This window comes from Bacillus sp. AY2-1, from assembly GCF_008368965.1.
Lineage (GTDB): Bacteria > Bacillota > Bacilli > Bacillales > Bacillaceae_G > Bacillus_A > Bacillus_A thuringiensis_S.
Genome location: NZ_QPEL01000016.1, coordinates 99,191 through 119,836 on the forward strand (window position 1 = coordinate 99,191; position 20,646 = coordinate 119,836).

Below are 20,646 nucleotides of genomic sequence, written 5' to 3' on the forward strand. Positions count from 1 at the left end.
AATGATAAAAAAGACGACTGCGTTCCCCCGCAGTCGTCTTTTTTTATGTTACGCTGTGATCCAAGCTTCGTCAGCTGGATTTTTACGCCACTCTTGTAATTTTTTCGTTTCAGCTTGTCCGATCATACCTTTTTCTGCTGCAACTTCAGTTAATGCACTGTAATCACTTAAAGAATATGATGCTACGTTAGCTGCTTCTAATTTTTCTTTTCCTGACTCTAGCTCGTATGTGAAGATTGATACGATTCCTAATACTTCACAGCCAGCTTCGCGAAGTGCTTCTACACACGTAATTGCACTACCACCAGTTGAAATTAAGTCTTCTACTACTACTACTTTTTGACCTTTTTCAGCTTTTCCTTCAATTTGGTTCCCTTTACCGTGACCTTTTGCTTTACTACGTACGTAGCACATTGGTAAATCCATACGACCGCTTACCCATGCAGCGTGCGCAATACCAGCAGTTGCTGTTCCTGCAATAACTTCTACAGTTGGGAAGTGCTCTTTAATTAACTCTTCTAATCCAGCTGCAATCGCTTGACGTACTTTTGGATAAGATAAAGTTAAACGGTTATCACAATAAATTGGTGATTTCATACCTGAAGACCAAGTGAATGGATCATTCGGTTGTAAAAATACTGCTCCAATTTCTAATAAATGCGATGCGATTTCTTTTTTCATACTGTTACACCTTCCCACTGTTGTTTTACTGTTTTATACGCTTCAAGCGGATTTTCTGCTTTCGTAATACTGCGTCCAACTACGATGTAGCTTGAGCCAAGTTCCCTCGCACGTTTCGGTGTTGCTACGCGCACTTGGTCATTAACATCATCACTTGCAAGACGAATCCCCGGTGTTACTGTTACAAATTCATTTCCGCATACTTCACGTAATTTTGGAACTTCAAGTGTTGAACAAACAACGCCATCAAGTCCACTGTCTTTCGTTAATTTTGCATAATGAGCAACCGCTTCTTCTAACGTTTTCTCAATGCCAATCTCTTTTTTCATCATAGCTTCCGAAGTGCTTGTTAGTTGTGTAACTGCAATACAAATCGGTCTCTCTTTTCCTTCTTGCTTACCTTCCTCTAATCCCTCAATCGCAGCTTTCATCATGCTACTTCCCCCAGCAGCATGAACATTTACCATATCAACATCTAGACTAGCTAGGCTACGCATAGCGCTTTTTACTGTATTCGGAATATCATGAAGTTTTAAATCTAGGAAAATCTTATGTCCTTTTTCTTTTAAGTACGTAATAATTGCAGGGCCTTCTTTGTAAAATAACTCCATACCTACTTTGACAAATAACTCTTCCCCTTCAAAGTGGTGTAAGAATTGTTCTACTTCTTGTTTCCCTGGAAAATCTAGTGCAACGATTAACGACTGTGACATGTTTGCTTCCAGCTCCTTCCTTGACATTCCGAAATATGATCAAATCCTAATTCATCTAGTAATGCTGGTAACTCTTCAATAATTGTCGGACATACGAACGGATCGATAAAGTTCGCTGTACCTACTGCAACTGCGCTTGCGCCAGCGTAGAAGAATTCAATTACATCTTCCGCTGTTTCAATACCGCCCATTCCGATAATTGGAATGTTAACCGCTTGGCTTACTTCATGTACCATGCGAATTGCTACTGGCTTAATCGCAGGACCTGATAATCCGCCTGTACGGTTTGCTAAAATTGGTTTAGCTGTTTTTAAATCTAGACGCATACCAAGCAATGTATTAATCATCGTTAAACCATCTGCACCTGCATTTTCAATCGCTTTTGCAATTTCCACTATGTTTGCCACGTTCGGTGACAATTTCACGTATACAGGTACTTCAGAAACCTCTTTTACTCGCTTCGTTAAATCAGCAGCAATTTCAGGATTTGTACCAAAGGCGATACCACCTGTTTTTACGTTTGGACAAGAAATATTTAATTCTAGTGCATGGACATTAGGCGCTTTAGAAATTTCCTTCGCAACCGCTACGTAATCCTCAGCCTGTGAGCCTGCAACGTTCGCAATAATTGGAAGGTCAAATTGTTCTAACCATGGTAATTCCGAATTCATTACTTTGTCTAATCCCGGGTTTTGAAGTCCGATTGCATTTAACATGCCGCCTGGTGTTTCAGCAACACGAGGCGTTGGATTTCCATAACGTGGTTGTTCTGTCGTCGCTTTAATCATGATTGATCCTAGTACACTTAAATCGTAAAACTGTGCATATTCACGACCAAATCCAAAGCATCCAGATGCCGGTATAATTGGATTTTTTAATGATAATCCTGGTAATTCAACTTGCAATCTGTTCATAGTACAACCTCCCCGATTGGAAATACTGGTCCGTCGCTACACACCTTCTTGTAAGAATGTCCACTTGGATCTTCTTGTAAGTGGCATACACATGCGAAACAAGCTCCAATACCACAGCCCATACGCTCTTCTAATGAAATATATGCTTTTTTCTCTTTGTAACGTCCTTCTAATGCACGAAGCATCGCTAACGGGCCACATGAATAAAGAATGTCAAAGTCGATTCCGTAATTATCAATTACATCTGTGACAAATCCTTTTGTACCGTGTGTACCGTCTACTGTCGCAACGTACGTATCACCAAGTTCTGCAAATTTTTCTTCATAGAAAACAACATCTTTCGTTTGAAAACCTAAGATGTGAATCACACGTACACCCTTTGCAACGAGGCGCTGTGATAATTCATAAAGTGGTGGTACACCAATTCCCCCGCCTACTAGTAAAGCTGTTTGACCAGCTTCTGCTTCTTCTACAGGAAAACCGTGTCCTAATGGTCCTAGTACATCTATCATTTCACCTTGTTTTCTAGTTGCTAATGTTTTTGTCCCTTGTCCTTCGGCACGATATAGCATTGTAAATTCGTTCTTCTCTTGATCTACATTACAAATACTAATTGGGCGGCGCAGAAGGGGCGCAATGCCCTCTGCTACCTTAATGTGTACAAACTGCCCTGGTTCGTTCATTTGCTGTACTAACGTTCCTTGAAGCACTAATTCGTAAATGTTTTTTGCGATTTCTTTTTGGTTAACGACAATCATATTTTGCTTTTGCATCATGCATGTACCACCTCGTGACGCTTTGTTTGCGTAATTTCTTTCATTGAATGAGCTGAGAATGTCATAGATTCCAATACTCGTAAGATTGCTCTCGTTGTATCAAGTGATGTTAAGCAAGCCACACCATTTTCTACTGATTCACGGCGAATGCGGAAACCATCACGCGCTGGTTGTTTGCCTTTTGTTAATGTATTGATTACAAACTGTGCTTTTCCTTGACGGATAATATCAAGTAAGTTATAGTCTTCAGAATCAATTTTGTTTACCACTTGCACTGGAATATTTTGCTCTGCTAACGATTGTGCTGTTCCAGCTGTTGCTAATAAGTTATAACCGATTTCGTGGAAACGTTTTGCAATTTCCATTGCCTCTTCTTTATCTTTATCCGCTACTGTGATGATTACTGATCCGTGCGTTGGGATGTTAATTCCAGAAGCAACTAATCCTTTGTATAATGCTTTTTCAAGCGTTAAGTCTTTACCCATTACTTCCCCTGTTGACTTCATTTCAGGTCCTAATGTTGTATCAACTGAGCGTAGTTTCGCAAACGAGAATACCGGCGCTTTTACATATACTTCTTTCTCTTCTGGGTGATAACCAGTTCCGTATCCTTGCTCTACTAAGTCTTGACCTAAAATAACTTTCGTTGCAACATTCGCCATCGGTACGCCCGTAATTTTACTTAAGAACGGTACTGTACGACTCGCACGTGGGTTTACTTCAATTACGTACACTTGATCTTTGAATACTACGAACTGGATATTTAGTAATCCAACAATGTTTAAACCTTTTCCAAGTGCAATTGTATGTTCAATGATTTGTTCTTTTAGTTTTTCAGATAAGCTTTGTGGTGGGTATACTCCAATTGAGTCACCAGAGTGAACTCCAGCGCGTTCAATATGTTCCATAATACCTGGAATGAATACATTCTCACCGTCTGAAATTGCATCTACTTCAATTTCTTTACCAACCATGTAACGGTCAATTAATACCGGATGCTCTGCATGAACTTTAACTGCATTTTTCATGTAGTGCAGTAATTCTTCTTGACGATATACGATTTCCATCGCACGTCCACCTAGTACGTAAGACGGTCTTACTAATACTGGATAACCAATTTCTTCAGCGATTGCTACCGCTTGTTCTACAGTTGTTGCTGTTTTACCAACTGGTTGCGGGATACCAAGCTGTGTTAGAGCTGCTTCAAACTTATCACGATCTTCTGCGCGGTCTAAATCTTCAAGTGATGTTCCTAAAATTTTCACACCGTGTTCTTCTAATTTCGCCGCTAAGTTAATTGCCGTTTGTCCACCGAACTGAACGATAACACCTTCTGGCTTTTCTAAATCGATAATGTGCATTACATCTTCAATTGTTAATGGTTCAAAGTATAATTTGTCAGAAATACTGAAGTCTGTTGAAACTGTTTCTGGATTGTTATTAACAATGATTGCCTCATATCCAGCTTCTTTAATTGCCCATACAGAGTGAACAGTTGCGTAGTCAAACTCAACACCTTGACCGATACGGATTGGACCAGATCCTAGAACTACTACACTCTTACGATCTGTTCTAACCGATTCATTCTCGTCACCATATGTGCTGTAGTAGTATGGTGTTGCAGATTCAAACTCTGCCGCACAAGTATCTACCATTTTATAAACAGGAGTTATATTGCTTTCTTTACGCATATCGTAAATTTCACGCTCTGTTTTATTCCAAGCTGCTGCAACGTAGTGATCGCTGAAGCCCATTTCTTTCGCAGTTTGTAGTACTTCCATATTTCCTACATTCGCTTTTACTTCACGTTCCATATTTACGATGTTTTCAACTTTTTGTAAGAAGAAGAAGTCCATTTCACACCATTCGTTGATTTCTTCTTTCGTTACACCTTGACGAATTGCTTCTGCTACAATAAACAGTCGCTCATCATCAGCTTTTATAATGCGTTTTTTCATTGTTTCTTTATCAAGTTCTTTTAAATGCTCTAACTCTAAGTGATAAACGCCAAGTTCTAAAGAACGAACCGCTTTTAATAATGATTGCTCTAAGTTACGTCCGATTGACATAACTTCACCAGTTGCCTTCATTTGTGTACCCAGTGTTCTGTTTGCTGATTCAAACTTATCAAATGGCCAGCGCGGAATTTTTGAAACGACATAGTCTAATGCTGGCTCGAAGCAAGCGTATGTTTTTTGCGTTACTGGGTTTATAATTTCATCTAATGTTAGACCGACTGCAATTTTTGCCGCTAGCTTCGCAATTGGATATCCAGTTGCTTTAGATGCTAGTGCAGATGAACGACTTACACGCGGGTTTACTTCGATTACATAGTATTGGAAGCTATGTGGATCAAGTGCAAGCTGAACGTTACATCCACCTTCAATTCCTAATGCACGAATAATTCGTAATGAAGTGTTTCGTAACATTTGATATTCACGGTCACTTAATGTTTGGCTCGGTGCTACTACGATAGAATCACCTGTGTGAACTCCAACTGGATCGATATTTTCCATATTACATACTACAATCGCGTTATCATTTGAATCACGCATTACTTCATATTCAATTTCCTTACAACCAGCAATGCTCTTTTCTAATAAACATTGTGTTACTGGACTATGTTTTAATCCACCTGATACGATTTCAATTAGTTCTTCTTCATTACTACAGATTCCGCCACCTGTTCCCCCCATTGTAAATGCTGGGCGAACAATAACTGGATATCCAATTTCTTTTACAAATTCATGTGCTTCTTCTAGCGTATGAATGATGGTACTAGATGGAATTGGTTCATTTAATTCCTGCATTAATGTACGGAATAAATCACGATCCTCCGCTTGCTCAATTGCTGATAATTTCGTTCCTAAAATTTCAACTCCACACTCTTCAAGTATGCCTGATTTCGCAAGTTCAACAGCCATGTTTAAACCTGTTTGACCACCTAATGTTGGTAAGATTGCATCTGGACGTTCTTTACGAATGATACGGCTTACGAATTCTAGTGTTAATGGTTCTATATATACTTTATCTGCTGTTGCAGTATCTGTCATAATTGTTGCTGGGTTAGAGTTAACAAGGATTACTTTGTAACCTTCTTCTCTAAGAGATTGACAAGCTTGTGTACCAGAGTAGTCAAACTCTGCTGCTTGCCCAATTACAATTGGTCCTGATCCGATTACTAAAATTGTGTTAATGTCTAGGCGTTTTGGCATAACTCTTCCCCTTCTTTCTTGAAGTTTTCAATCATTTCTAAGAAATCTTCGAATAAATCATTTGCATCTTCTGGTCCTGCTGAAGCTTCTGGATGGTATTGCACTGTAAATGCTGGGAACTTCGTATGACGAAGACCTTCTACTGTTCCATCATTTAAAGCGACATGTGTAATTTCAAGTTCTGTATTTTTAACTGATTCTTCTTCTACTGCGTAACCATGATTTTGAGATGTAATTGCTACTTTTCCAGTTGCAAGATGTTTTACTGGATGGTTTAAACCACGGTGACCGAATTTTAACTTACTTGTATTCGCACCAGATGCTAGAGCGAATAGTTGATGTCCTAAGCAAATTCCGAATAAAGGAACTTTACCGATAATGTCTTTTAACATTTCAATTGCTTCTGGTACATCTTTCGGATCTCCAGGTCCGTTACTTAACATAATTCCATCTGGGCTAAGGCGTAAAATTTCTTCTGCTGTTGTATTGTAAGGTACTACAATTACATCACAGTCACGTTTGTTTAATTCTCGTAAAATACCATGTTTCATTCCGAAGTCTACAAGTACAACTCGGTGTCCACGGCCTGGGCTTGGGTATGGATCTTTCGTTGATACGCGTTTCACGTGATCTGTAAATACTGTCGCTTTTAATTGGCTCACGATGTATTCTACATCTGCATCCATGTTACATAGACGTCCACGTAATGTACCGTATTGACGAATTTTTCTCGTTAATTTTCTTGTATCAATTCCTGCTAACCCTGGGATATTTCTTTCTTTTAAGTAATCATTTAACGAAATTTCATTACGGAAGTTTGATGGGTGATCACAAATTTCGTTTACGATTAAGCCATTTACAGATGGGTGAATCGATTCAAAATCGTCACGGTTAATGCCGTAGTTTCCGATTAATGGGTACGTGAATGTTACGATTTGACCGCAATATGATGGATCAGATAATGTTTCTTGATATCCAGTCATTCCTGTTGTAAATACAACCTCACCTGACTTTTCAATTTCGCCTCCGAAACCTTTTCCAATTAATACTGTTCCATCTTCTAAGATAAGTTGTCTTTTCATACTAATGCACTCTCCTTTTGCCATGCGATCTTACCACCAACGATTGTCATTACCGGCCATCCTTGGCATTTCCAACCTGCGAATGGTGTATTTTTTCCTTTTGATAAGAATGTTGTTGGGTCAATCTCTTCTTCTTGTTCTAAATCAATGATTGTAATATCAGCTGTTCTACCTTCTTTCAGGCGACCTGCTTCTAAGCCGAATGTATCAGCTGGCTTTTCTGTTAAGAATTGAATTAACTGCTCTAATGTAATAATTCCTTTTTTCACAAGGTTTGTGTATAGAAGTGGGAATGCTGTTTCAAAACCAGTAATTCCGAATGGCGCTCTTTCAATTCCTTGTGCTTTCTCTTCCGCTGTATGCGGTGCATGGTCAGTTGCGATCATATCGATCGTTCCATCTAGTAATCCTTCAATTAATGCTGCATGGTCTTCTTTTCCACGAAGCGGTGGGTTCATTTTAAAGTTAGGATCAACTGATGGGATATCATCTTCACATAACACTAGGTGATGTGGTGTTACTTCTGCTGTTACTTTAATTCCAGCTCGTTTCGCATCACGGATTACACGTACAGAACCTTTCGTACTTACGTGACATACGTGATAGTGACAATCTGCTGCTTCAGCAAGCAGTATATCCCTTGCAATATGTACAGATTCACATACTGATGGGATACCGTTTAATCCGTGTTTCTCAGAAAACTTCCCTTCATGTACACAACCTTTATTAATAAGCGTATTCTCTTCACAGTGCGCAACTACTGCCATATTTAATTTCGCTGCACGTTTCATAGCCGCTAACATCATGCTAGCATCTTGTACGCCTACGCCGTCATCTGTGAAAGCAAATGCTCCAAGTTCTTTTAATGTTTCGAAATCTGTCATTTCAGAACCAGCTTGACGTACTGTAATTGCTCCGTATGGTAGTACGTTGACATGCGCTTTTTCTTTAATACGTTTTTGCAGGTCTTCCATATGTTCTCTGCAATCTGGTACTGGGCGTGTATTTGGCATTGAGCAAATTGTAGTGAATCCACCTTTTGCCGCTGCTAGTGTACCTGTTTCAATTGTTTCTTTATGTTCACCACCTGGTTCACGAAGATGTACGTGTACATCTACTAATCCAGGTGCGATTAAATTTCCGTTCACTTCGATTACTTCAGCATTATCTGCCGTAATATTTTCTGCTACCTTAGCGATTTTACCGTCTTGTACGAGAAGATCTGTTGCTACGATTTTTCCTTCTTCATTCATGTAACGACCATTTTTAAACAAGTAATTCATGTTTCATTCCTCCTAATACATTTGGTAAGGCGCGTTTTAGTACAGCCATTCTTACGTAAACTCCATTTTCCATTTGTTTAAATATGCGTGAACGCTCACACTCAACAAGTTCACTTGCAACTTCAACATCACGGTTTACAGGAGCTGGATGCATAATAATGCTTCCTTCTTTCATACGCTTTTCTCTTTCCACTGTTAATCCGTGTCTCTCATGATACTCTTTCATAATGTCTGTTTCATAATGATCATGACGCTCATGTTGTACACGAAGTAACATCATTACATCCACTTCTGGAACAAGTTCATCCAATGGTTTGTATGTTCCAAATGTGCTGTCTTCATCTTTCCACTCTTCTGGACTTGCAAAGTAAATTGTTGCACCCAGTTTCGTTAATGCTTCTGCATTAGAACGTGCTACTCGGCTATGACGAACATCTCCTACTATCGCAATCTTTAATCCTTCAAATCTTCCAAACTCTTGTTTAATTGTAAGAAGATCGAGTAGGCACTGCGTTGGGTGGTTTCCACATCCATCTCCAGCGTTTAAGATTGGGATATTTACCTGATCTTTTAGTTCATCGAAGTAGCGATCTTGCTCATGGCGGACGATCACCGCTTTTGTTCCGATTGATTCTAGTGTTCTTATCGTATCGTATAGAGTTTCTCCTTTTTGTACGCTAGATGCATCCGCTGAAAAGTTTAAAACATCTAGTCCTAATCTCTTCTCAGCAACTTCAAAGCTAAATCTCGTTCTCGTACTATTCTCAAAGAACAAGTTCGCAACAAAAGTTTGCTCTGTCGTTTTGCTCTCTTTTCCATTCGCGAAATCTTCTGCGTCTTTTAGGATTTCTGAAATTTCTACTTCCGATAATTCACTCATCGTTAACAAATGGCTCATCGTCATCCCTCATCTTTCTGATTTTTATGTTACCACTTTTGTATTTTTATAACAACATTCGTATAAAAATACCCTAGTCATGTAAGACTAGGGTGCAAGGAAGAAGCCACCCTTTTCTGTCTCACAGGACTGAATTAAAAGGTTATTATTATGAAGCAATCTGCTTAGGTTGTTTTATTTGTTTCGTTTCCGGTAGTAGTAGATTTAACAGTACACCTACAATTGCTGCTAGTGCCATTCCTTCTACTTGGAACGATTCTCCTACGTGAAGTACCGCTCCACCAATACCGATTACTAGTATTACTGATGCAATCATTAAGTTTCGTTTGTCACTTAAATCTGTTTTATCATCTACCATCATGCGTAATCCGCTTGATGCAATTACACCGAATAGTAAGATTGATACCCCACCCATAACTGGTGTTGGGATCGAATGAATCAGCGCAGAAATCTTACCGATAAATCCGAACATGATTGCGAATACTGCTGAACCGATGAATAAGTATACACTGTATGCTCTCGTAATTGCTAGCACACCGATGTTTTCACCATACGTTGTATTCGGTGGCCCGCCGATTAGTGATGCGATTAATGTTGCTACTCCGTCACCGAAGATCGAACGGTGTAAACCTGGTTTTTCAATTAAATCTCTTTTAATAACATTTCCAAGTACAATTTGATGTCCGATATGTTCTGATATTGTTACTAGTGCAACTGGTACCATCAAGAGTACAATCTTCCATGAAAACTCTGGTGTGTATGTGACAAATGGTACTGTGAAATCTGGTACAACAAACCATTTTGCCTCAGCTACCGGCTTTAAGTCTACTAGCCCTTGGAAGTAAGCGAAGATATATCCGCCGATAATGCCAAGTAACACTGGTATGATACTGAAAAATCCTCTTCCGAATATCGAGCATATAATTGTAATTGCTAATGTTACTAATGCTACTGAAAAGTGTATAAAGCTATATTTGCCATCCGCACCGTTCATCGCCATATTAACTGCTGTATGTGCTAACGCTAAACCGATTACCATTACTACCGGTCCAACTACGATTGGCGGAAGTAATTTCATAATCCACTCTGATCCTGATTTCTTAATTCCGAGTGAGATTAAGATGTACACAAGCCCTGCTAGCAAACCACCAAGCATTGCTGCTCCCGGTCCACCTGCCGTTTTCGCTGTTATAATCGGTGCGATAAAGGCGAATGATGATCCTAGATAGGCAGGTACTTGACCTTTCGTTATAAGAAGAAATGCTAACGTTCCTAATCCACTTGATATTAATGCTACTGATGGATTCAATCCTGTTAAAAACGGAACAAGCACTGTTGATCCAAACATCGCGAACAAATGTTGTATACTCAAAAATAACCATTTTCCCGGTTTCGGTACTTCATTAACGTCTAACACTGGCTTTTGTTCCATTGTTACATCCTCCTTCAGTTTAAATCTTTGCAATAAAAAAACTCTTTGTGCCTGTGCACAAAGAGTCCTACACTTTCGTATGCCAAATTTGACATATGAAAGCCAAGACCCTTTGGCAGCCTCACAGGACTACATTTAAAAGGGCTTTACTTATCGTATATGCTTACTCGATCTTGTTGATCTGTCTCTTGCAAATCAACTTCGATACGCTCTTCACTTGATGTTGGGATGTTCTTTCCTACATAATCAGCGCGAATTGGTAGTTCACGATGACCTCTATCAACAAGAACCGCCAGTTGGATTTGAGATGGTCTACCTAAATCCATAAGAGCATCCATTGCTGCTCGAACTGTTCTTCCTGTATATAACACGTCATCCACAAGGATAACTTTTTTCTTCGTAATATCTACAGGGATATCAGAACCTTTTACAAGTGGTTCTTTATTTTTGGATTGCAGTGTTAAATCATCACGATATAACGTAATGTCTAACTCTCCAACTTCCATTTCTTTTCCTTCAATTTGACCAATTCGTTCTGCCAAACGTTGTGCAATAAAAATTCCACGAGTTTTAATTCCGACAAGAACACAATTATCGACACCTTTATTTCGTTCCACGATTTCATGACTAATTCGTGTTAAAGCACGGCGAATCATTTGGTCATCTAAAACGACAGCTTTCTCTTGCATGCTCTACACCTCCAAGCTTTTTTTCTTGCGTGAGAGTAATGGTATAAAAAAAGTCCTCTCAGCGTGTGCGAGAGGACTTTTGAAAAAAGGGTACAGCATACCCTAAGTATTTCAAACCGTTACCTTCTCAACCTCACGGGGCTGTGTTAAAGGATCATTATTTAACTGTTGTCAGTATCTCAGTTTTCTTGTGATTTGTCAATACTATTTCCGTAAAATATTTAATGCTTCTTCAAATACTTCTGGAATCGGTGCCTCAAACTGAATATATTCACCAGTACGAGGATGATCAAAGCCTAAAATACCTGCATGAAGTGCTTGTCCATTCATATCTAACGTTTTCTTGGGACCATACTTCGGATCTCCTGCAAGTGGATAGCCAATATATTTCATATGAACACGAATTTGGTGCGTACGTCCCGTTTCTAAGCGACATTCTACAAGTGTAAAGTCTTTAAAGCGTTCTAACACTTGGAAGTGAGTAACAGCGTTTTTACCATTTTCATCAACTGTCATACTTTGACGCTCTTTCTTATCACGACCAATTGGTGCATCGATAGTCCCCTTATCATGCGGGATAACACCGTGCACAATTGCTTTGTAACGTCTTGTTACTGTTTTTGCTACAAGTTGATTTACAAGTGATTCATGCGCCATATCATTCTTAGCAACCATTAATAATCCAGATGTATCTTTATCAATACGATGCACAATACCTGGACGCATTACACCGTTGATACCTGATAAATCTGTACAATGGTGCATAAGGCCGTTTACAAGCGTACCACTTGTATGTCCTGGCGCTGGATGTACAACCATACCACGTGGTTTATTTACAACAAGCACATCTGCATCTTCATAATAAATTTCTAAATTCATATCTTCTGGTTGAATATCTAACGCTTCTGGATCAGGAATCGTTACTGTAATTTCATCTTCTTCTTTTACTTTATAATTCACTTTTACTGCTTTCCCGTTTACTGTCACAACATCATCTTTAATCCATTGCTGTACTTGTGAACGTGACCATTCGTTATTTATTCCTGCAACGAATTTATCAATTCGCTCATTTTTTTGCTCTTCTACAACTGTTACTTGTACTACTTCACTCATTCAATTACTCCTTCGCTTTCTTGCCTTCTAATAATGTTTGAATAATAATTAATACAACACCAATACATAACGCTGAATCAGCTATATTGAATACTGGATAGTTGTACGAGAAAATATACACGTGAATGAAATCCACTACTTCTTGTCTAAATACACGATCAATAAAGTTACCAATTGCCCCGCCTAAAATTAGGCCTAACGAAATACCTAGAAGCTTATCTGTTTTCGCATACTTTTTCATATAAAATACGATAAACACTACAAAAACAACTGTAATAATGTAGAAGAACCACATTTTATTTTCTAAAATACCCCAGGCAGCGCCTCTATTTCGATGTGATGTTATGTATAATACATTGTCGATAATTGGAATACTCGTACCCAATTCCATGTTCTTTACAATTAACCACTTCGATATTTGATCGATAGCAATGACAAATAACGCTATTACATAATATATCATTTTCATTTCCCCCACAAAGACAGTGTACCTCAAAATTTTAGCATAGCTGCTACCTTTTCACAATGAACCTTTATAGAAGAATAAAATAAATTAAAAAAAGGTAATATAATATCGTTGTGCGTATTCATACATTTACCTTTTCATAGAAAAATTCATGAATTGTTCGGGCAGTCGGCATTGTTTTCATTTGCTTTGTCGAAATTAATCTCCCGGTCTCTTCACAAATACCGTACATGTCTATTTCCATTTTAAATAATGCACGTTCTACATCCTTTAAATCCTCTTTTATATTATGTAATAGCAATTTTTTCTTTATCTCTTCCTTAATTTCATATCCAAGCTCTTGGCTGAACTCGACATCATATTTGTGCATTACTTCTTTAGCTAGTCTCTCTTGCAACTCTTTTCTCATCAATTGCAATTCTTCTTTTATTTCCATGTAGATTTCATTCACGTGTACATTCCTCCTAGCTGTAATGTACAGTTAGTGTGTCCGAAATTTATTTGCTTACCTCACACACATTTTTCCTTCACAGGAAAGAGCCTGAAAGTTATTTTGATATATCATCAAAATAAAAAACTGACTGCATAAATAGCAGTCAGTTTTTTATTATTTTACATAGTTTTCTTTCACAACTGTTGCACAACGCTCACATAATGTTTCATGTTCAGCATCTTTACCAATTGTTTCTGAAACTACCCAACAACGTTCACATGTTTCACCAGTTGCTTGAGCAACAACAACCGCTGTATGTTCATACTTCGGTGCATCTGCTGGCGCTTCTTCCATCATACCACCAAGTTTATACTCAGAAACGATGAATAATTGCTTTAAGTCTTCGCTAATAGACTCTAACATAGCTTTCATTTCTGCAGTTGGATATAGCGTAATGCTTGCATTTAATGACTTACCGATTACTTTTTCATTACGAGCTACTTCTAGTGCTTTTAACACGTCATCACGTAATGTCATAAATGCATCCCATTTTGTTTTTAATGCTTCCGCGTCATCTAATTGTACAGCTTCTGGCATATCAGTTAATTGTACACTTTCTTCTGTTACGCCTGGAATGTATGGCCATACTTCATCAGCTGTATGCGGTAAGATTGGTGTTACAAGTTTCGTTAACGCAACAAGAACATCATATAATACAGTTTGAATTGCACGACGATCTTCGTGGTTTGCACCTTCAATGTATAAAATATCTTTTGCAAAATCTAAGTAGAATGAACTTAAATCAATTGTACAGAAGTTATGAATTGCATGATACACAGCAGCGAAATCGTATGTCTCATATGCTTCTTTAACTTTTGTAATTAAGTCATTTAATTTCACTAACATGTAACGATCTACTTCACGAAGCTCAGCTACAGCTACTGCATTTTCACTTGGCTTAAAGTCGTCTAAGTTTCCTAATAAGAAACGGAATGTGTTACGGATTTTACGATACACTTCTGCTACTTGTTTTAAAATATCATCTGAAATACGTACGTCAGATTGATAGTCAACAGAAGATACCCATAAGCGTAAGATGTCTCCGCCTAATTGATCCATGATTTTCTTCGGTACAACGATGTTTCCAATCGACTTACTCATTTTACGTCCTTCACCATCTAGTACGAAACCGTGGCTTAGTACGCCTTTATATGGAGCTTTACCTGTTACAGCAACTGCTGTTGATAATGAAGAGTTAAACCAACCACGATACTGGTCAGATCCTTCTAAATATAAATCAGCTGGACGCTGTAAATCTTCGCGCTCTTCTAATACAGCTTGGTGAGAAGAACCTGAATCGAACCATACATCCATGATGTCTGTTTCTTTACGGAATTCACCATTTGGGCTACCTGGATGTGTAAATCCTTCTGGTAATAGATCTTTCGCTTCACGCTCAAACCATACGTTAGAACCGTGTTCACGGAATAAATCTGCTACATGGTTAATTGTTTCATCTGTAATAATTGGATCGCCATTCTCAGCATAGAATACCGGAATTGGCACACCCCATGCACGCTGACGAGAAATACACCAGTCACCACGGTCACGAACCATATTATGAAGACGAGTTTCTCCCCATGCTGGTACCCATTTTGTTTCCGCTACAGCTTCTATTAATTCTTTACGGAATGCTTCAATAGATGCAAACCACTGTGCTGTCGCACGGAAAATAATTGGTTTTTTCGTTCTCCAATCATGTGGGTATGAATGCGTAATGAATGTTAGTTTCAGTAACGCGCCTACTTCTTCTAATTTTTCTGTAATTGGCTTGTTAGCTTTATCATAGAATAAGCCTTCAAATCCAGGTGCTTCATTTGTTAATACACCTTTATCATCAACTGGGCAAAGTACTTCTAATCCATACTTTTTACCAACAACGAAGTCATCTTCCCCGTGTCCTGGTGCTGTATGAACACAACCTGTACCTGCATCTGTTGTTACGTGATCTCCTAGCATTACTAATGAATCACGATCGTAGAATGGATGTTTTGCAACTGTGTACTCCAGTTCGCTACCTTTTACTGTTTTCACAACTTCAGCATTTTCCCACTCTAACGTTTTTGCAACTGTCTCAAACAGCTCAGAAGCAATGATATATTTCTCATCATTTACTTTTACAATGCTATATTCAAGCTCTGGGTGAACAGAAATACCTAAGTTTGCAGGTAATGTCCAAGGTGTTGTTGTCCAAATGATGTACTTTTCATCACCTTCTAATACGTTCTTTCCATCTTTTACAGGGAATGCTACGTAAATAGATGCTGATTTTTTATCTTGATATTCAATTTCAGCTTCTGCTAAAGCAGATTCACTCGTTGGAGACCAGTAAACTGGTTTTTGACCTTTATAGATATAACCTTTTTTCGCCATGTCACCAAACACTTTAATTTGTTGTGCTTCATAAGCGGGCTCTAAAGTAATATATGGATTATCCCAATCTGCACGTACACCTAGACGCTTAAATTGTTCACGTTGACGTTCTACTTGTTCATATGCATACTCTGCACATAACTTACGGAACTCAGCAACTGTCATTTCTTTACGCTTTACACCTTTATTTGTTAAAGCTTGTTCAATTGGTAAACCGTGCGTATCCCATCCTGGAACATATGGCGCACTAAAACCAGTCATTGATTTATAACGAACAATAAAGTCTTTTAATACTTTATTTAATGCATGTCCCATATGAATGTCACCATTCGCATATGGAGGTCCATCATGCAATACAAATAAAGGACGACCTTTTGTATGTTCTTGTACTTTTTCGTAAATATTCATTTCAGCCCATTTTTCTTGCATTGCAGGCTCACGTTTTGGTAAGTTCCCACGCATTGGGAACTCTGTTTTCGGCATCAGTAATGTATTTTTGTACTCCATGCTCAATTCCTCCTTACATGTATATAAGAAATACTTAAAAAACGGAATAAAAAAGAGACTTTCTCATCCCAAAAAGGGACGAGAAAGTCTCCCGCGGTACCACCCTAGTAGATCATATACATATGTATAGAATCCTCTTATATTCTTAACGCGAATACACGCCTACGCTTACTCTATTTGTTCAGCGCGGAACTCCAGGGTGATATTCCCACTATCTCCTTATCCTGAGCTTACACCGTCCTCAGTTCGCTATATAAGGTTTGAAAAGGTACTTATCCCTATCTTCGTTTTTCTTAATAAATATGTTGTTTAAAATTATATGTAATAATGAGAAAAACGTCAAGCTTACACTGTTTCTTCTTTTTTCAACAGTTCATCTACTTCGTCTTCTAACTCAATTAGTTTATCCCAATCATCGTTGTTTAACATTTCAAGCTGTGTTTCTAATAACATACGGAAACGAGTTCGGAATACTTTCGCTTGTTTCTTTAACTCTTCAATATCAAAAGCAACTTTTCTTGATTTTACTAATGCTTCGTTAATAATACGATCAGCATTCTTTTCAGCTTCACGCACAATTAATTTCGCTTCTTTTTGCGCATTACGTTTTACTTCTTCCGCTGCTTCTTGCGCAACAACGATAGATTTGTTTAACGTATCTTCAATATTAGAGAAATGATCTAACTTCCCTTCTAACTGCGCAACTTTTTCTTCTAAAGCTTTTTTCTCACGAATGACCAATTCATAATCTTTGATAATTTGATCAAGAAACTCATTTACTTGATCTTCATCATAGCCACGGAATCCGCGACCAAATTCTTTGTTATGAATATCTAATGGTGTTAACGGCACAACGCCACCTCCAAGTAGTTATCTAAATTTCCTCTTTCAATTATATCTTTTCTTCGACAAAATAGGAGGATTTCCTTCTAAAAAACCAATCATTTTAGTATACCATACAAAATTCTCCATTTGTCGCGTTTTGTTCTACCTTCTACAGAAAATAATTTACTTCGGCCATATCCTCTAACAGAGAAAACGTCTCCTGGATAACATTCATAAGAAGTTTGTTCCACTATTTTCCAATTAACTTTTACTAAACCATTTTTAATGAAAGGTTGTACTTTCTGTCTAGATAAATGTAACATTTCAGCTAACATAACATCTAAACGAAGTGAAGAAACCGTTCCAGATTTCTCCCCCCACGTTTCATGTATCTGTAGAATTTGTTCTCCTTGTACTGCTGATAAGGAGACTTTTACTTTTCCTATTGCTTGTAAGTTCATCTCAATGTACGATACGATTTCTTTCGCAACTACAATTTGGGCACGATTTTCTTGCAGCAAAATATCACCACATTTTTCTCTCGTTAAACCAAGAGACATAAATGTACCTAATATTTGCCTATGTTCTAGCGTATAAAACTTGGAAGGATAGTCAATTTCTAATACTTCTACTTGAAATTCTTCTTCATTTAATTCTAGATAGTCTGGATAAATGAGTGCTCTTTTACGCTCTGCATTAGGCGTTGCACCACCAAATTGCACAGCAACATCTCCTTGTCCAATTACCATAGAAACAATTTGTTGCTGTCTTGGATCAAGGAAATCTGTTAATTTCACTTGATGGTACTCCGCCGTTCGCTTCCACTCTAGCACTTTATCTACAAAGACCTCTTCATCAGGCCTAAAATGTTCGTAAATGCTCATGTATTTAACCTCTTACTATAAGAAATAGCCGAACAAGCTGAACAAACCACTTTTAGCAAGTTTTAACGCAAAAATCGCAACGAGTGGAGAAATATCAATCATACCCAGCGGCGGAATAAATCTGCGGAATGGTTCTAAATACGGTTCACAAATTCGCGCCAAGAACTCTCCAAAAGATGATTCCTTTGCACCAGGAAACCATGATAGGAGAATGTAAATAATCAGTGCCCACGAGTAAATCTCGATAGCAGAACTTAACACCATTAAAACTGTTGTCATGGCGTATTACCACCTCTTTATATTTGTTTCTTCTTCTTCACCGAATAACTCTGAAATTGCACCAACAATATCAACATTTTCAGGTGTACACATAAATGTTTTCGGTCCTATTTTTTGAATGTCCCCGCCTATAGCGTATACAGTACCACTTAAAAAGTCAACGATACGTACCGCTTGATCAGTAGACATTCTCTGCAAATTAATTACAACAGCTCGTCTACCTTTTAGGTGGTCCGCAATCCCTTGCGCTTCCGAATATGTGCGTGGTTCTAATAAAACAACTTTTGAAGATTGTTTTGCTGTTTCAATACTCACAACATTTTGCTTCGGTTGCGCTTTCGGAAACGTAACATCTTGTTGTTCTGGTGGATCTTGCTGCTTTTTCATGTCTGTTTGCTCCTTTTCATAACCATATTGAGCTGCTTCTTTTTCTTCCGGTGTATCAAAAAAGAAGTATTTTACTTTTGACCAACTCATAATAAGATTCTCCTTCCTTTTACGCTTTTCCTACTAAAATCGTTCCCAAACGAATATATGTAGCCCCTTCTTCAATTGCAATCGTGTAATCGTTGGACATTCCCATTGATAATTCTTTACATGGCGCATGTAATAATTCTAGCTCCTGCACCTCTGTTTGTAGCATACGTAATTCCTTAAAACAGCGTCTGATTTCTTCCTCTTCTTCTGTAAATGGAGCCATCGTCATTAGTCCAACCACTTCAATTTTATCGAATTCTTGCAAACTTTGAATAAAAGAAACAACCTCTTCTATTGCCAATCCTTGCTTCGATTCTTCAGATGAGGTTTTCACTTGAATAAAGCATTTCACTTTCTTATCAGCACGTTTCTGAATTTCTTTCGCCAGGGAAAGACGATCTAACGAATGTAAATAATCAATTTCATTAATGATTTCTTTTACTTTTCTCGTTTGTAATGAGCCAATAAAGTGCCAATTAACTTTTGAACCGAAATGCTCGTATTTCTGTAAGAAACCTTCATTTCTATTTTCACCTAAATCGATAATTCCAGCTTCAATTACTTCGTTTGTTTTTTCAATCCCTACAGTTTTTGTCACTGCAACAAGTTTAATATCTTGCAACGAACGTCCAGCTCGAGCGCAAGATTCTTTAATAGCTTCGTTTACAATCACTAAATTTTCTTGTACTGTCACTTGCTTCCTTCCTCCTTAAAACCTATGAAACTCAACATTCTTCCTGTCTTACCTTGATCACGACGATGAGAGAAAAATAGTTGCTCTTCACAGCTTGTACAAAGAGATGACATTACAATATGCTCTTCTTTTATGCCTGCTTGTACACATAATATACGATTAATTTCTTTTAAATTAATTGCGTACTGCCCGTCAGAAATTTTTTGATGAGGAACAGCACCGCTAACTACTTCCTGTGCTGCTGTTAATACACGATCATCCACAACATAACAACAAGATCCGATCGACGGCCCAATTGCAACATGAATTTCATCACTTGAAATACCTTCTGCATTCCACTTTTGAATCATTTCCTTTGCAATCTCTTGTACAGTGCCTTTCCATCCAGCATGCGCAAGTCCTATCATACCATGTGATGGTGCATAAAAATAGAGCGGAACACAATCCGCGTAACAAGACGTTAACAGAACATCTTCATTACTCGTATAAATGCCATCTGTTTTTGAAATGCCGTCCTCATATGAATAGACGCCACTTCCTTTTTCCTGTTGCCCTACTTTTTCAACATGATGAGCATGAACTTGTTCAGAGCAAATCCAGTTTTCTAATGGTTTTTGTAACTTATTTGCTAAAATGCGTCTGTTTTCATGAACGTTCTCCACGATATCATTCACATGTAATCCTAAATTCATCGCATGAAAGGAGCCCGTACTTATCCCACCATCTTTTGTCGTAAATCCAGCAGTAATGTTTCCAAGTTCTTTCCACGCTTGTAAATACAGTATACCGTCCACATATTTAAATGGTTCTCTCATAATAAAGCGGCTCCTTTTAATTAAAATAACAGAAAAA

The 20,646-nt window shown here is 38.1% G+C and carries 20 protein-coding genes and 1 other annotated feature; all 20 genes read right to left on the reverse strand.

The window, feature by feature from the left end; genetic code table 11:
- Nucleotides 1-48: 48 nt before the first annotated feature.
- The 20 genes from pyrE to pgeF all read right to left on the reverse strand — a co-directional run bounded on the left by pyrE (nt 49) and on the right by pgeF (nt 20,609).
- On the reverse strand, nt 49-681 hold the full coding sequence (gene pyrE / locus DN403_RS03355; RefSeq protein ID WP_000711463.1) for an orotate phosphoribosyltransferase: 633 nt from the start codon (nt 679-681) through the stop codon (nt 49-51).
- The gene (pyrF, locus tag DN403_RS03360) at nt 678-1,394 is read right to left on the reverse strand and encodes an orotidine-5'-phosphate decarboxylase (protein WP_000083509.1); all 717 of its coding nucleotides are present in this window, start codon (nt 1,392-1,394) and stop codon (nt 678-680) included. The genes pyrE and pyrF overlap by 4 nt, the downstream gene beginning before the upstream one ends.
- Nucleotides 1,379-2,308 carry a dihydroorotate oxidase B catalytic subunit gene (gene pyrD, locus DN403_RS03365; RefSeq protein WP_001081049.1) on the reverse strand — a complete coding sequence of 310 codons (930 nt, stop codon included), beginning with the start codon at nt 2,306-2,308 and terminating at the stop codon, nt 1,379-1,381. Before pyrD ends, pyrF begins: the two co-directional genes overlap by 16 nt.
- Nucleotides 2,305-3,084, reverse strand: a complete 780-nt coding sequence (gene pyrK, locus DN403_RS03370) for a dihydroorotate oxidase B electron transfer subunit (protein WP_000983354.1) — start codon at nt 3,082-3,084, stop codon at nt 2,305-2,307. The genes pyrD and pyrK overlap by 4 nt, the downstream gene beginning before the upstream one ends.
- A complete protein-coding gene (carB, locus tag DN403_RS03375) occupies nt 3,081-6,299 on the reverse strand; it encodes a carbamoyl-phosphate synthase large subunit (protein WP_001126139.1) in 3,219 nt (1,072 codons plus the stop codon). The genes pyrK and carB overlap by 4 nt, the downstream gene beginning before the upstream one ends.
- Nucleotides 6,284-7,381 carry a carbamoyl phosphate synthase small subunit gene (locus tag DN403_RS03380; RefSeq protein ID WP_000828669.1) on the reverse strand — a complete coding sequence of 366 codons (1,098 nt, stop codon included), beginning with the start codon at nt 7,379-7,381 and terminating at the stop codon, nt 6,284-6,286. Before DN403_RS03380 ends, carB begins: the two co-directional genes overlap by 16 nt.
- On the reverse strand, nt 7,378-8,664 hold the full coding sequence (pyrC, locus tag DN403_RS03385) for a dihydroorotase (RefSeq protein ID WP_001108387.1): 1,287 nt from the start codon (nt 8,662-8,664) through the stop codon (nt 7,378-7,380). The genes DN403_RS03380 and pyrC overlap by 4 nt, the downstream gene beginning before the upstream one ends.
- Nucleotides 8,648-9,562, reverse strand: a complete 915-nt coding sequence (gene pyrB / locus DN403_RS03390; protein WP_000018846.1) for an aspartate carbamoyltransferase — start codon at nt 9,560-9,562, stop codon at nt 8,648-8,650. The genes pyrC and pyrB overlap by 17 nt, the downstream gene beginning before the upstream one ends.
- A 148-nt stretch (nt 9,563-9,710) precedes the next feature.
- Nucleotides 9,711-10,994, reverse strand: a complete 1,284-nt coding sequence (gene uraA, locus DN403_RS03395) for a uracil permease (RefSeq protein WP_000435925.1) — start codon at nt 10,992-10,994, stop codon at nt 9,711-9,713.
- Nucleotides 10,995-11,140: 146 nt separating this feature from the next.
- Nucleotides 11,141-11,683 (reverse strand): bifunctional pyrimidine operon transcriptional regulator/uracil phosphoribosyltransferase, encoded by a 543-nt coding sequence (gene pyrR / locus DN403_RS03400; protein WP_001156491.1) that lies wholly within the window; start codon nt 11,681-11,683, stop codon nt 11,141-11,143.
- A 204-nt stretch (nt 11,684-11,887) separates the two neighbouring features.
- A complete protein-coding gene (locus tag DN403_RS03405; RefSeq protein WP_000005854.1) occupies nt 11,888-12,796 on the reverse strand; it encodes an RluA family pseudouridine synthase in 909 nt (302 codons plus the stop codon).
- 4 nt (nt 12,797-12,800) lie between these two features.
- On the reverse strand, nt 12,801-13,259 hold the full coding sequence (lspA, locus tag DN403_RS03410) for a lipoprotein signal peptidase LspA (RefSeq protein WP_000642180.1): 459 nt from the start codon (nt 13,257-13,259) through the stop codon (nt 12,801-12,803).
- Nucleotides 13,260-13,383: 124 nt separating this feature from the next.
- Nucleotides 13,384-13,713 carry a TraR/DksA C4-type zinc finger protein gene (locus DN403_RS03415; protein WP_149185303.1) on the reverse strand — a complete coding sequence of 110 codons (330 nt, stop codon included), beginning with the start codon at nt 13,711-13,713 and terminating at the stop codon, nt 13,384-13,386.
- 156 nt (nt 13,714-13,869) lie between these two features.
- Nucleotides 13,870-16,635, reverse strand: coding sequence for an isoleucine--tRNA ligase (ileS2, locus tag DN403_RS03420; protein WP_000455953.1), 2,766 nt, complete (start codon nt 16,633-16,635; stop codon nt 13,870-13,872).
- Nucleotides 16,636-16,706: 71 nt separating this feature from the next.
- Nucleotides 16,707-16,929, reverse strand: a binding site (T-box leader).
- A 51-nt stretch (nt 16,930-16,980) separates the two neighbouring features.
- The gene (gene divIVA / locus DN403_RS03425) at nt 16,981-17,487 is read right to left on the reverse strand and encodes a septum site-determining protein DivIVA (RefSeq protein WP_001131611.1); all 507 of its coding nucleotides are present in this window, start codon (nt 17,485-17,487) and stop codon (nt 16,981-16,983) included.
- An 89-nt stretch (nt 17,488-17,576) separates the two neighbouring features.
- Nucleotides 17,577-18,344, reverse strand: a complete 768-nt coding sequence (locus tag DN403_RS03430; RefSeq protein ID WP_000029712.1) for a YlmH family RNA-binding protein — start codon at nt 18,342-18,344, stop codon at nt 17,577-17,579.
- A 15-nt stretch (nt 18,345-18,359) separates the two neighbouring features.
- Entirely contained in the window at nt 18,360-18,623 is a 264-nt protein-coding gene (locus tag DN403_RS03435) for a YggT family protein (protein WP_000214323.1), read from the reverse strand.
- A gap of 6 nt (nt 18,624-18,629) precedes the next feature.
- Nucleotides 18,630-19,100: a cell division protein SepF gene (locus DN403_RS03440; RefSeq protein WP_000119129.1), complete on the reverse strand. Its 471-nt coding sequence runs from the start codon at nt 19,098-19,100 to the stop codon at nt 18,630-18,632.
- Nucleotides 19,101-19,119: 19 nt separating this feature from the next.
- A complete protein-coding gene (locus DN403_RS03445) occupies nt 19,120-19,794 on the reverse strand; it encodes a YggS family pyridoxal phosphate-dependent enzyme (RefSeq protein WP_000218005.1) in 675 nt (224 codons plus the stop codon).
- Nucleotides 19,791-20,609: a peptidoglycan editing factor PgeF gene (gene pgeF / locus DN403_RS03450; protein WP_001209008.1), complete on the reverse strand. Its 819-nt coding sequence runs from the start codon at nt 20,607-20,609 to the stop codon at nt 19,791-19,793. Before pgeF ends, DN403_RS03445 begins: the two co-directional genes overlap by 4 nt.
- Between the last annotated feature and the right edge of the window lie 37 nt (nt 20,610-20,646).

Coding starts and splice junctions, on each gene's coding strand:
- pyrE (WP_000711463.1), bottom strand. CDS start 681: ATGAAAAAAGAAATCGCATCGCATTTATTAGAAATTGGAGCAGTATTT.
- pyrF (WP_000083509.1), bottom strand. CDS start 1,394: ATGTCACAGTCGTTAATCGTTGCACTAGATTTTCCAGGGAAACAAGAA.
- pyrD (WP_001081049.1), bottom strand. CDS start 2,308: ATGAACAGATTGCAAGTTGAATTACCAGGATTATCATTAAAAAATCCA.
- pyrK (WP_000983354.1), bottom strand. CDS start 3,084: ATGATGCAAAAGCAAAATATGATTGTCGTTAACCAAAAAGAAATCGCA.
- carB (WP_001126139.1), bottom strand. CDS start 6,299: ATGCCAAAACGCCTAGACATTAACACAATTTTAGTAATCGGATCAGGA.
- DN403_RS03380 (WP_000828669.1), bottom strand. CDS start 7,381: ATGAAAAGACAACTTATCTTAGAAGATGGAACAGTATTAATTGGAAAA.
- pyrC (WP_001108387.1), bottom strand. CDS start 8,664: ATGAATTACTTGTTTAAAAATGGTCGTTACATGAATGAAGAAGGAAAA.
- pyrB (WP_000018846.1), bottom strand. CDS start 9,562: ATGAGCCATTTGTTAACGATGAGTGAATTATCGGAAGTAGAAATTTCA.
- uraA (WP_000435925.1), bottom strand. CDS start 10,994: ATGGAACAAAAGCCAGTGTTAGACGTTAATGAAGTACCGAAACCGGGA.
- pyrR (WP_001156491.1), bottom strand. CDS start 11,683: ATGCAAGAGAAAGCTGTCGTTTTAGATGACCAAATGATTCGCCGTGCT.
- DN403_RS03405 (WP_000005854.1), bottom strand. CDS start 12,796: ATGAGTGAAGTAGTACAAGTAACAGTTGTAGAAGAGCAAAAAAATGAG.
- lspA (WP_000642180.1), bottom strand. CDS start 13,259: ATGATATATTATGTAATAGCGTTATTTGTCATTGCTATCGATCAAATA.
- ileS2 (WP_000455953.1), bottom strand. CDS start 16,635: ATGGAGTACAAAAATACATTACTGATGCCGAAAACAGAGTTCCCAATG.
- DN403_RS03430 (WP_000029712.1), bottom strand. CDS start 18,344: ATGAGCATTTACGAACATTTTAGGCCTGATGAAGAGGTCTTTGTAGAT.
- DN403_RS03435 (WP_000214323.1), bottom strand. CDS start 18,623: ATGACAACAGTTTTAATGGTGTTAAGTTCTGCTATCGAGATTTACTCG.
- DN403_RS03440 (WP_000119129.1), bottom strand. CDS start 19,100: ATGAGTTGGTCAAAAGTAAAATACTTCTTTTTTGATACACCGGAAGAA.
- pgeF (WP_001209008.1), bottom strand. CDS start 20,609: ATGAGAGAACCATTTAAATATGTGGACGGTATACTGTATTTACAAGCG.